Source organism: Embleya sp. NPDC059213 (assembly GCF_042754445.1).
Taxonomy (GTDB): domain Bacteria; phylum Actinomycetota; class Actinomycetes; order Streptomycetales; family Streptomycetaceae; genus Embleya.
The window spans coordinates 1-11,903 of record NZ_JBHZAV010000251.1 but is presented as its reverse complement, the minus strand read 5'-3'; the positions used below and the strand labels follow the sequence as shown (position 1 = coordinate 11,903).

8 protein-coding genes and 1 pseudogene are annotated in these 11,903 nt (G+C 71.2%); 5 read left to right on the top strand and 4 right to left on the bottom strand.

Going from position 1 to position 11,903, the window contains the following annotated elements:
- Positions 1-244: 244 nt before the first annotated feature.
- Together ACFXMF_RS43700 and ACFXMF_RS43695 are read left to right on the top strand one after the other, a co-directional pair.
- The gene (locus ACFXMF_RS43700; RefSeq protein ID WP_360324860.1) at positions 245-1,219 is read left to right on the top strand and encodes an ATP-binding cassette domain-containing protein; all 975 of its coding nucleotides are present in this window, start codon (positions 245-247) and stop codon (positions 1,217-1,219) included.
- Positions 1,216-2,070 (top strand): ABC transporter permease, encoded by an 855-nt coding sequence (locus ACFXMF_RS43695; protein WP_360324857.1) that lies wholly within the window; start codon positions 1,216-1,218, stop codon positions 2,068-2,070. The genes ACFXMF_RS43700 and ACFXMF_RS43695 overlap by 4 nt, the downstream gene beginning before the upstream one ends.
- Positions 2,071-2,442: 372 nt before the next feature.
- On the opposite strand, the gene ACFXMF_RS43690 is transcribed toward ACFXMF_RS43695, so the two are convergent.
- Positions 2,443-2,916 (bottom strand): GNAT family N-acetyltransferase, encoded by a 474-nt coding sequence (locus ACFXMF_RS43690; RefSeq protein ID WP_379990738.1) that lies wholly within the window; start codon positions 2,914-2,916, stop codon positions 2,443-2,445.
- A 1,448-nt stretch (positions 2,917-4,364) separates the two neighbouring features.
- Here ACFXMF_RS43690 and ACFXMF_RS43685 point away from each other — a divergent pair.
- Positions 4,365-5,600 (top strand): methyltransferase domain-containing protein, encoded by a 1,236-nt coding sequence (locus ACFXMF_RS43685; RefSeq protein WP_380021169.1) that lies wholly within the window; start codon positions 4,365-4,367, stop codon positions 5,598-5,600.
- A gap of 794 nt (positions 5,601-6,394) precedes the next feature.
- Here the strand turns inward: ACFXMF_RS43685 and ACFXMF_RS43680 are convergent.
- Both ACFXMF_RS43680 and ACFXMF_RS43675 read right to left on the bottom strand, forming a co-directional pair.
- Positions 6,395-7,258: a competence protein CoiA family protein gene (locus ACFXMF_RS43680; protein ID WP_379990730.1), complete on the bottom strand. Its 864-nt coding sequence runs from the start codon at positions 7,256-7,258 to the stop codon at positions 6,395-6,397.
- Positions 7,259-7,510: 252 nt separating this feature from the next.
- Positions 7,511-9,439, bottom strand: coding sequence for a tetratricopeptide repeat protein (locus ACFXMF_RS43675; protein ID WP_379990729.1), 1,929 nt, complete (start codon positions 9,437-9,439; stop codon positions 7,511-7,513).
- 262 nt (positions 9,440-9,701) lie between these two features.
- Here ACFXMF_RS43675 and ACFXMF_RS43670 point away from each other — a divergent pair, with 262 nt between their 5' ends.
- Positions 9,702-10,364: a hypothetical protein gene (locus ACFXMF_RS43670; RefSeq protein WP_379990728.1), complete on the top strand. Its 663-nt coding sequence runs from the start codon at positions 9,702-9,704 to the stop codon at positions 10,362-10,364.
- Between the two features lie 290 nt (positions 10,365-10,654).
- Positions 10,655-11,431 (top strand): hypothetical protein, encoded by a 777-nt coding sequence (locus tag ACFXMF_RS43665; protein ID WP_379990727.1) that lies wholly within the window; start codon positions 10,655-10,657, stop codon positions 11,429-11,431.
- 185 nt (positions 11,432-11,616) lie between these two features.
- On the opposite strand, the pseudogene ACFXMF_RS43660 reads toward ACFXMF_RS43665, so the two are convergent.
- Positions 11,617-11,903 (bottom strand): annotated as a pseudogene (locus tag ACFXMF_RS43660) (hypothetical protein); the annotation flags it as partial.

Genomic DNA, 11,903 nt, shown 5'->3' with positions numbered 1-11,903 from the left:
TCGCCAAGCTCGTCGCAACACTGGAATGACCACCGTGTTGCAACGATTGCTGGAATCCGCCTGTCCGTCACGCAGGTCGAGCAGGTTGACCCGGGCTTCGTCCGGGGCGATCACGGCTGCCGAGGTCCGCCGGGCCACGAATGATCCAGGGAGAGGCCGGGAGGGGCGCTGCCGCGGCTGCGAAGACTCGGGCGCGGGGGAGAATGGAACCGACGGGTGTCCTCCACACGAGGGAGAAAGGCCCGTGAACGAGGCGATTGACGTCGAGGACCTCGGCAAGCGGTTCGGCGCTGTGACGGCTCTCGAATCGGTGGACTTCCATGTCGCCGCAGGGACGGTTTTCGGCCTTCTGGGCCCGAACGGCGCGGGCAAGAGCACGGCGATCCGCATCCTGACCACGATCGCGCGTCCCACCGCCGGGCGGGCCTTCGTGCTCGGGCACGACGTGGTCCGCGATGCCGCCACGGTCCGGAGCATGATCGGGCTGGCCGGACAGTACGCAGCGGTCGACAAGAACCTCACCGGCCGGGAGAACCTGCGCCTGATCGGGCGCCTCACCCACATCCGGCGCTCCCGTGTCCGGGCCCGGGCGGCAGAGCTCTTGGAACGGTTCGACCTCGCGGAAGCGGGCGACCGCCCTGCCCGAACGTACTCCGGCGGCATGCGCAGGCGGCTGGACGTCGCCGCGGCTCTGGTCCCCGATCCGCCCGTGCTCTTCCTCGACGAGCCCACCACAGGACTTGACCCGCAAAGCCGCAATGCGTTGTGGGAGATGATCCGCGGCCTTGTCGCCGATGGGACCACCGTGCTCCTCACCACCCAGTATCTGGAGGAAGCCGACCAACTCGCCGAGCGGGTGGTGGTCATCGACCGGGGGCGGGTCATCGCCGACGACACGCCGGCTGCGCTCAAGGCCCGCCTGGGCAACACGGTCATCGAACTCGACCTGGAGGAGGCCGGCCGGGGAGAGTGGGCGGCGCAACTCGTGAGCGCTCGGTTCTCCACCCGCGCGGACGTCGAAGGCTCCCGATTGCGCTTGACGTCCCACGACGGGTCGCGGCCGCTGCTGGACATCCTGCGCCTCCTCGATGCACACGGTCTGGTGCCCGGCGCCGTGGCGGTCCACGAGTCCAGCCTCGACGACGTGTTCCTGGAACTGACCGGCCGCCGTGCAAACGCCGCCCCGGAGTCCGCTCGAACCTCTCCGGATGAGTCGTGACCAGGCCAGGCGCGTCCCCCGCGACAGTTGCCCGTAGCGGCCGGGCCGGCGGAGTCTCGGCGCCGTCGACGCGCGGAGCGCTGTCCCTCGTTCGTACCGCTCAGGACGGACTCGCCATCGCGTGGCGGAACCTGATCGCCCTGCGCCGAGTGCCACGGTTGCTGATCTTCTCCACCATCCAGCCGCTGGTCTTCGTGTTGATGTTCCGGTACGTATTCGGCGGCGTCGTACAACCGGCCCTGCACGGGGTCGATTACGTCGACTTCCTGATCCCGGGAATTTTTGTGCAAACCGCGGTGTTCGGCGCCATGAACACCGCGATAGGGCTCGCCACCGACATGGACACCGGCCTGATGGAACGGTTCAGATCCCTGCCCATGGCCCGCTCCGCGGTACTTGTCGGCCGCACTACCGCCGACCTCGCCAGGAACGTCTTCGTCGTGGCACTGATGGCCGCGGTCGGCTTCGCCATCGGATTCCGCATCCACGCCGGAGTCCCGGCCTTCCTCGGCGCCATCGTGTTGGTCCTGGCCTTCGGCTTCGCCATGTCGTGGATCTTCGCGGTGGTCGGCATGGCGGTCGGCGATCCGGAGACCGCCCAGGCCGCGGCCTTCCCCGTGCTTGCTCCGCTGGTCTTCGCGTCGTCGGCGTTCGTTCCCGTGGCAACCATGCCGGGGTGGCTGCAGGCCTTCGCGGAGCATCAACCGGTGTCGCGCAACGCCGACGCAGTACGCGCTCTCGTACTGGGCGGCCCCACCGCCACCGACGTCTGGCAGGCTTTGGCGTGGGACGTCGCAATCGTCGCCGTTTTCGCGCCGATCGGGGTATGGCTGTACCGCAGGGAACCCTAGACTCGGGACCTGACCCGTGCTCCGGGCGGACGCTCCGCGTGCTCGTATCGGCGGTGTTCGGTGTCGGTGGCCTTGTGAAGACGCCGCCGCTGTGGTCGGCGCAGGAGAATCCAAACTCGAGGCACTCGTCGTTTCGGCTCCCGACACGGATTGCGCGTCGAACTCCGGGGCAAGACGAGCGAGACCCAAGTGGTCCACCGCGCGATGCCGCGCGATCGCCCGGCCCGGGACATCGAGCACCGCACGACCGTTCGCGCGCTGCGGTCAACAGCCCAACGCATCGACTCGGGAAAGTCGTTCGGCGTCGAATGCAGTTCGATCGTCGCCGTGACGATTCACCCGACTGGTCCCTCGCAACGCCCCTCACCCTGTTTACCGGCTATGCCACGTTGGTGCTGCGTAGCAGCGGATGGCCACCGTCTGGTGCGGGCTCCACTGTTGCTCGACTGTGGCCATCAACTGCCAGCCCAGGCGCTCGTACAGGTCTGCCGCGGCCGTGTCGGACGTAACGACGTCGAGCACCGGATGCAGGCCGCGATGCCGTGCCTCCTCCACTGCTCGGTCGATCAGCACTGCGCCGATCCGATGTCCCCTCGCCTGCGGGGCGACGAAGAGTCTGCCGACCACGGCGGTAGCGCTCCGCCCCGCCCCGTGTCGCTCGCTCCACAGCCCCGGAGCCAGATCGCCTTCGCCGACCTGCGACAAGCAGACATGCCCGACCAGGCGCCCGTCGACTTCGGCGACCCAGGAGCCCAACAAGGGACCGCGTGACAGCCACTCGCCGGGCTGATCGGGCCAGTTCACCGGATAGCCGTCGCGCGCGTGGACTTCCGCGAGGACGCGCACACACTCCTCGATATCGCCATCCGCCCGCCGCCGGACGCGGTGGCTCGGCCGCTCGTCAGGCACCCCGGAGTTCTCGATGTTCACGGTGCAATGGGAACACAGGCCACAGAGTCGGAACCAGCCACTTCACGCCGCTGTTGGGGCGTGCCATTCACCGAACACGGCTACGTTCGTGTACGACTGGGGATCCACCCCGCGCGCTCGGTTGCCTTCGACCGCACAGGACAGCATGCCGGCTGCGGTCGCGCCGTCCTGGCTGATCGCCCGTACACCTGACCGGTTTGCAGGTTGTGCTGTTGTTGTCCGTGCCGGGTGCCCGGCGGTGCATGATCCGGTCGTGGACCATGACCTGCCGCGGCTGGGTACGCGTGGCCTGGAGCATGTGGTCCCGCATCGAGTCCGTCGACGGCGAACGCGGTGTCGCGGTCGTCTGCCACGATCAGTCCGTGGGCGCAGACTCGGCCACCTTGCGGCTCCTTCTCGACCGGCACGTCATGCCCGCGTCGGTACGGAATCGCCCGCCCCGGCGATCCACCGACGCCATCGGCCGGCTCGACGACAGCACCTCCACCACCGTTGCGCCGCTACACACCGTTCACCACGTCCGTCGTCGCGGGACGCCGGCGCGGTCGACGTCCACTGGCGGGTCCACGACCTCGCCCAGGACTGTGTCGATCAAGGCGGCAGCACCCGACCCGTGATGATCGACCCACCAGCACGCAAGGACTGAGCCCGCGGTGCCGGGCAGCGGCCCCGAGAACACGAACCAGTCCGTTCTCGGTGATGCGGCGTAACCGGTCCCTGGTCCGTCAATCGACGCCGGGCGGCCGGTCGCCCGCCTCGGGATCAGTGGTGGTCAGTGGTAATCACAGCCACCGTCCAACACGTGTCGTGTCCGGGCTGGTCAAGACCCTCGCCGCCCCGATTCCGCACCAGCGACGCGCCAAGCTCACCGGCGCCCGCGTCGCCACGACACCGCTGGCTCCGCCACCGTCCCAGCCGCGACGGGCCGTCCGGCGGGTCGGCGCCGACGGCACCTTCGCCGTCGCCCGACCCCGGGGCCTGCAAGTCGACAACTCTCCCCCGGCGCAGCGGCCCGGCGGCCCCCCAGCAGACCGGACACGAGCAACTCCGGGACCACGCCGCAGGAACCGGGCTGCAGCACGGTGTGCGCACGGGCGATCCCGGCGGGGGCGGCGTTCCCGACTTCCGGCCGAGGGCGGTGGGGTGCGCGTCGTCCGGGTGGATTCGGCGCAGCGTCTTGACGCTTACGTTCCGGGATTTCTAGGGTGCGTTCAGTAGCCGCTCGGAAGGTGGTTCGCGATGCCCGGTGATCATGGCGGTCCGCCCGCTCCGATTCAGCCCCCGCAGCCGGATCCCAATCCGACTCCGGGGGATCCGTCCAAGGACGGCAGTACGCCTCCCGGGCCCGGTCAGCGGCGCAAGCCGTGACGGTGGTCGGATCCGATTCCCTGGCGGCCCTGCTGGCGGACAAGAGTGTGTTGCCGGACGGGTGGCGGCCGGTGTTCGAGCGCGTCGCGCGGGAGGAGTTCGTCCCCGATCGGGTCTGGCCCGAGGACGGCGACGTCGTCGTCGACCGCCGCCGTGACCCGAAGGCGTGGCGGGCGGCGGTGTATTCGGATCGTGCGTTGGTGACCCAGTGGGACGACGGCCGGCATGCGGGCGACGGCGCGGGGCGGTTGGCGACGTCGTCGGCATCGGCGCCTTCGACCGTCGCCGAGATGCTGTTCGACCTCGATGCCCACCCGGGCATGCGGGTGTTGGAGATCGGGACCGGGACCGGATACAGCGCCGCGCTGCTGGCCGCGCGCGGCTGCGAGGTCGTCTCGGTCGAGATCGATCCCGAACTCGCGGAGCAGGCCCGGGCGAATCTGGCGCGGGCCGGGTACGGCGACGCAGTCCGGGTCCTCACCGGCGACGGAACCCTCGGACACCCCGGCGCGGGCCCCTACGACCGGGTCCAGGTCACCGCCGGTGTGCGCCGCATCCCCGCGGCGTGGATCGAGCAGGCGAGGCCGGGGGCGGTGATCGTCATGCCCTGGGGCACCGACCACACCACCGGGGACTGTTCCCTGCGCCTGGTCGTCGACGCGGACGGGCGCAGTGCGAGCGGGCCGTTCACGATGGCCACCGCGTTCATGAAACTCCGCCGCCAACGCCCCGATCGCCGGCACTACGGCGCCGCGTCGCTCCCCTCCGACTGGGCCGAGGCCGCCGTCGCGTCCACGACCTCGCTCGGCTGGAACGACGTGGTCGCCGGGCCGTTCGACCCCGTCGGCTTCGTCCTGGGACTGCACGTACCCGACTGCCTCGCCCAACCCGCCCCGGACGGACACGGCGGCGGAACCCTGTGGCTGCACGCCGCGGACACCGGCCACGGACACTCCACCGCCGCCGCCGGATTCGCCCCCGGCCACACCCCCAACATTCTGCAGAGCGGGCCGCGACGCCTGTGGGACGAAGTGGAGACGGCGTGGTGCTGGTGGGACGGGCAAGGACGCCCCACCGTCCACGACTTCGGCCTCACCGCCACCCTCACCACGACCACCGACACGGCCGCCGTCGAGCAACTCGCGTGGTACCGCGACCGAAACCACCCACTCGCGCCGTTGGTACACGACGTACGTCCCGCCAGCACGGCAACGGTGAGCACCGGGGCGTGAGGGCCATATACCTCGGCCATCGTCGGGCCTGACTCGGGCGAGTCGCCGAACCTGCCCACATCGTCGTCACAGGCGTTCGAGGATGTTGCGCAGGATGCTCTCCACGGACCGCGTGTCGCCCGGGTATGCGGTGGGTGTTCTCGCCGGCCGTGGCCAGGAGCGCGTCGCGGGTGATCTCGGGATCGAGTTGTCCGCTCTCCATCGCGTCGAGAACGGGACTCACCACAGAGTGCACCGCCCCATCGATGGGGAACCGACCGCGTGCAAGGGCCTCGAGAGCTGCGGTGACGTCGAGCAGAAGCAGGGTCCGGCTTCGGTGGCGCGGCTGTGGTGCGGGTGTGGCGTGCGCCGGCGGCCTGGGGACGGCTTTGTCCGGTCGGTGGAACATCTCGTCGGTGATCGCGGGGCCGGCCACGAGGAAGTCGGCCAGGTTCCGTGCCCGTGACTGGTCCGGTACTTCCAGTCTTTCCACGCGCACGTGCGGCGGAAGGGCGGGGAGAATGTCACGGAGTTGGGTGCGGGTCTCCATCAGGACGGTCAGGGCGGAGTCCAGGCCGTCGAGGAGCTCGCGTGCGGGGGTGAGTGTGGCCACCGGGGTGCCGCTCGCTCCGTCCAGGATCGCGACGCCGCCCGCCCAGTCGGGGGCATGCGCGCCGAAGACGAGTTGGACGCACAGTTGTTCGCGCTCGGCCCACGCGTGCACGGCGTCGCTGAGTTGCTCTCTCCGCAGGGGCGAATAGAAGTGCCAGTGTCCGGCCCGATCGGCCAGGTTCTTCCTGCGTCGGGCGTGCTCGTCAGCCGCGCGTTGACGTTCGGATGCGGCGTCGGTCTCGGCCTTTCGTGCCTCGGCCTGCGCGACGAGCGTGTCGCGCTCGGCGGCCTCGACGTGGGCGTCGGTCTCGGCCGTCTCCCGCTCCAGGGCGATGTAGTGGCGGGCCGTCCACCACAGCGGGGGCGGCGCCGTGGGAGCGTGGCGGGAGCCGCGTCCTTGGTGGGGGGGTGACCATCGACTTCAGGACCCAGCCCACGAATCGGGACAGCGGTACGCCCTCGACCGGCTCCCACCACCGGCGCGGCGGCGCGCCCGGCGTCGGGTCGGCGAACGTGACGAAGCGGCGCAGCCCGTGGGTGAGGGTCCACGTCGTGGTGGTGTCGGTGGGGGTGGGTGTGGCTTCGACGGCGGGGACCGCGTCGAGCCAGGGGGCGGGAGGTGTACCTGATGCGCGAGCGGGTGCGACCCAGCACACGGTGACGTCGTCGCGGGCCAGGTTCGCGGTTCTCGCGTGGATGGCGTCCACACGGATGGGCGACAGTTGGGCCTCCCAGGCCATGCGATGGGTGCCGTCGGGGGAGGTCGCCAGGACGTCGGCGCGCCATGAGCCGTCGGCCGCGGCCACCTCCAGGCGGGCGAACCAGCCCGCGTCGCGGACCGCGGTGAGCAACTCCAGTTTCAGGAGATGGTGTTCGAGGGACTCCTCGGCAAGTCGGCAGCACGGGGCGCCGGGGTCGTGTGCGAAGAACCGCAGGCCGCGTGGGGAGATCTTGGCGTGAGAGCCGTGCGCGCAGCCCGGGCACGTCAACGGCGCCCGGGGCCGCGCAAGATGGACCTCGCCCCAGCGCCGCCCGCACCCCAGGTCGGGCAGGGTCGCGTCCAACACGCCCCACTCCCGGTGAACCGCCGTGAACGCCACCGTGATCCCCCCGCCCCGTCGAACCGGGTGTCGGGCCGTCACCGCGCACCGGTGGCGATCCGATGCCACGCCTCACGCGCCGGCGGTCCTTGCCCCATCATCGCCTCCGTCACCGACATCGGGCATGTCGTCGCCGCAAGGCGTGCGTCGGGGTCCCGACCCGCCCCGCCGGGATTGATCCCGCCGACATGGGGACGTTCGAGCCGGATCGTGCGTGGGTCAACGCTCTTCGTCGTGCTCCCGGCGTCGGCGTGCGCGGCCTGCGTTGTCGAGGGCAATGTCGGCCTGGTTCGGCGCGCCGGCTCGGGTGTAGAGGTTCGCGGCCTCCTTGAGTGCATCCTCTGCGGCCTCGTAGTCGGCGCGTTCGACCGACAGTAGGCCGATCTCGTTGAGTGATTCGGCGGTCCCGAACAGATCGCCCTGCCCCGTGAAAAGGATCTGTGCCTGCCGCCAGGTGTGCATGACTTCGTCGTGTAGGCCCGCTTCGGCCAGGGCTCGGGCCTGATTGCCGATCGACTGCGCCAGGGCGCGAGGGAGGTCGAGATCGCGGTTGATGCGGGCGGCTTCCTTCTGGGCGGCCGCCGCCTCGTCGAAGCGTCGGCTTTGGCACAGGACGAGGCCGATGTTCTGCCACGACCGTGGCTGGCCTTCGAGGTCGTCCATGGCCAGGAACAGGGCACGGGCCTCGATGTGGGCATTCTCGGCTTCGTCGGGCCGGTGCAACTCGCCGAGGGCGATGCCGAGATTGTCCAGGGCATAGGCCTCGCTGCGGACGTCGCCCTCCTCTCGGAGGAGGTCACGCGCCTTACGGTGCGAGTGGACCGCCTCCGTGAAGCGCCCCAAGTCTCGCTGGACCACCCCGATGTTGTTCCAGGTGGTGGCGAGTTGATGCGTCTCGCCGAGTTCTTCGAAGATCCTGACAATCGACGCGTAGGCGGCTTCGGCCTCGGCGAGTTCCCCGCGTCGACGCCGGATGATCGCGATGTTCCCCCGGTTCAGGGCCTGCGCGCGGAGATCCCCGAGGTTGCGCGCGCCGAGCGCGCGCTGCTGGTGCTCAAGGGCTTCGGAAAAACGTCGGGCGTGGCGCAGGGCCAGACCGAGTTCGGCGTGCATGTTCTGCTGCGCCGCGCGAGCGTCGAGCTGCCGGGCAGCGGCAAGCCCGTGGCCGGCGAGAGTGATCCATACGTCGACGCGTCGGGCACGAATGAGGTACATGCCCAGGCAGGCGGCGAGTTCGACGGCAATGGCCGGGTGACCCAGGGCGTCGGCGCGGGCGGCGACGGCAAAAAGGTTGTCGCGTTTCTCGTCGAGCCAGGCCATGGCCTGTCGCACGGTCTCGAATCGTGGCGGCGCGATGGCCGGTCCACCCAGAAGCGGTACCGCAGCGCGGACGTGTTCGCAGTAATGGCGGAGTAGGCGAACGATGGCCGGGCCATCGTCTGTGGGTGCCTGTTCGGTGGCGTACAGGCGCAGCAGGTCGTGCATGGACCAGCCTTCGCCGTCGATGTCGAGGAGGTGTCGGCGGGCGAGTTCGCGAAGGACGCGTGTGGTGTGTTCTTCGGTGGTGTCGAGCAGCGCGGCGGCTGCGGACGTGGAGATGTTCGGGCCGGGGTCGAGGGCGGTCAGGTGGAAGGCCCGGGCGTATTGGGGATTCAGGCGGCGATGGGAGAGTTCGAACGCGGCGCGCACGGCCAGGGTGCGGCCTTCGGCGTCCTGGTCGTCGTAGGCGACGGTGTCCAGGCGGTGTGTCTCGTCGGCGAGGTCCTGTGCCAGGGCGGCCAGGGTGCGTCCGAGGTCGTCCAGGAGCAGCGCGGCGACGATCCACAGCGCGAGGGGAAGGCCTGCGCAGGAGTCGGCGATGGTCGAGGCAGCTTCGGGTTCGCGGTCGACGCGGTCATCGGCGGTTCGGTGGCCTCGGTCGCGGCCCAGGGTGCGGTCGGCGGCGGCCTTCGGGAGGGGTCGGGGTTGCTGTCCGGTACGGGTCCAGCGCTCTCGTGATGGTCGTGCGGTGTGTGGTGCGAAGTCGCGTGAGGTGTCCGGAATCGACAGCGGTGACCGCGGGCCCGGAATCCCGCCGGCCGGCATCGGATCGTCGACTCGATTCGGTGGACCGGGTTCGACCGCGCCACCCTCCCGCCGGTGCGACACCGGGCCACCCGGTCCTCGCGTGCGAAATCCGGGGCGTCGACGGGTGGTCGGGGGATACGGTGGGCGTGGCCGCCGTCCGGCCGGCCCCCGCCGGGCACGTCGCGCCGGGCGTCCCCGGTTCCGCGCTCGGCGCACGACGGTCGCAAAACGTGCGCCGGCGCCCGGGGCGTGTTCGCCGAACCCGGCCCCTTCTCCTTCTCCTGCACACACGCGCACGTCGTGGGCCTTCCCGGCACCGGCCGCGCCCCGATCCGGAGGTCCCGTGCCCCTGCCCCGCCTCGCACGTTCCGCCCTCGCGGCCTCGGCCGCCCTCGTCACGGCGACGACCTCGCTCGCCTGCACCCACGAGTCCGCGTCCGCCGCGCCACCGCTCGCCGACCTGCCGCCCGTGCTCGCGGGAGCCACCCGGGTCGTGGCCGACGGACGCGGCGCCGACCCGACCGTGCGCCTGGACGGCGCCGAAGGCCGCGAACCCGTCATCGGACTACGGGACTACATCAGCTTCCTCGCCGCCACCGACATGACGGACCGCCAGGGCGCCTACTACCTGTTCCCGATCCAGAACGGCGCGGACCCCCACCCGAACCGCATCGTGGTGGTCACCGCCGAACGCGGCCCCACCCCCGCCTCGGACGTGTTCGCGAAACTCTCCGACAGGATCGAGAAGGTGCAGGAGGGCGTACCGCTCGACCCGGGCGAACAGCACATCCTCGAACCCGGCAACGGCGGCCGGATCACCTGCGACCACCTGCCCGCCAAACCCGCTCCCGACAGTCGCACCCCGCCGCGGCGGGCGTACGCCTCCTGCACCTGGGCCGACCGCGACCACCTCGTGCGCGTCAACTCCTCCGACACCGACATCCCCGCCGTCCGCGCCATGATCGACACCATCCGCACCGCCGTCCCCACCACCACGCCCCGCTGAGCACCCCCCGACGCACGCGCACCGCAGCGGAACCGGGACGATCCGGGTGCGGCCAGGCACGCGCACCCGGCCGCGTTCCCTCGGTCCCGGTACCGCGCGCTCGTGGCATCCGGGAGCGAGCCGACGCGGGCCCGCAGCCGCGGACCACTCACGGCTCGGACGGAGCGCGGGGCGGTGACGCGTTCGGCCGACCCGGAAGGTCGGCCCGTCTTCTTGCGTGGTCGGGCCGCGTCGTTGCCGCCCTTCGTGCGGCCGGGGTGCGTGTCTCCCGGACGCGGTAGCCTCCGCCCGTGACCCACAGCCCGCCGCCCGAGGCGTTTCCCGAACACCGGGTGATCCTGGATGACACCGACTGGGCTTCCTTGATGGCCTCGCACGGGAACGGCGGTTTCCTGCCCGCCGCGCTGGCGCGACTCCTCGACGCCGACCCCGCAGTCCGGGCGGCCGCCTCGGAGGAAGCGCTGATCGGGCACCAGAACACCATCTACGAAGCCACCGTGCCCGTCGCGCGGTTCGTCGCCGCGGTCCTCGATCATCCGGCCACCGCGGCGGGCGAGGACGACACCGCGACGGACGGGGGCGCGTCACGCCCGCCGACTCGCGCGGTACTTCTGGAGTGGCTCGGCGACACGGCATTCGACGCCGACGACGAAACCGTGGCCTGCGGCAACCGACGCCTCGAAGGCCGTTACCTCGACATATGTACGGACGTGAGGGCCTTCCGGGACCTTCGCCCACGGTTCTTCCGTGCGGTCCGGCCGTTCCTCGACGCGGACGACCCCGCCGTTCGGGACGCGGCCGTCCTCGCCGCCATCCCGCTGGCGGAACACCCCGACCTCACCGGCCACCACGACGAACTCGCGACGCACACCCGCCGCCTGCTCGCCACCAGCACCGACCGCTACACCCGCGACCGCGCGCTGGACGCGCTCGGAAGCTGGGGCCACGACGTCAGCGCTCTGGAGAACCCCGACGACGTCGAAGCCCGTGAGGCCTACGCCCGTTTCCACGCAGAGCGCGAAAACCCCGGCGATCGGGGCGGCTGCGCCGACGATCCGCCCTTCTGATGGCTCAGCGGCGAGCCTGGGCGCATGAGCGCAAGGGCCCGCCGGGCGAGGTGGAAGCCTGCCGCCCTTCCGGGACTTCGATCCCCCGGGTCGGACCGGCTCCACCTCGACCTGCCCTGCCGGGCAAAGCCAGCCAGAACGCACCTTGCCGCGCCGCCCTCGACAGCGCGAGATGTCCCGGAGGCTCAGCCGGCGCTCCCTCGGCTTCGGTGCCCGTAGCGGCTCAGGTCCGCCGAACGCCGCCCCGGGGGGTTGGAGGTCGGCGTAGGGGTGCCGGCGGGCGCCGGTGCCGTGGACCAGGACGCGCCGCGGTTGGGCGGGGGTGCGGGGCGGGCGCGCCGAGCAGGTCGAGGGCGGCCCGGGGGCCGTGGTCGCGTCGGGCGGCGGCGATCTCGTCGAGGTCCCACGCCATGGCGGCGACGATCGTGCGTCGGCGGCCGCGGACCTGGACCTTGCCGCGGATCAGCAGCAG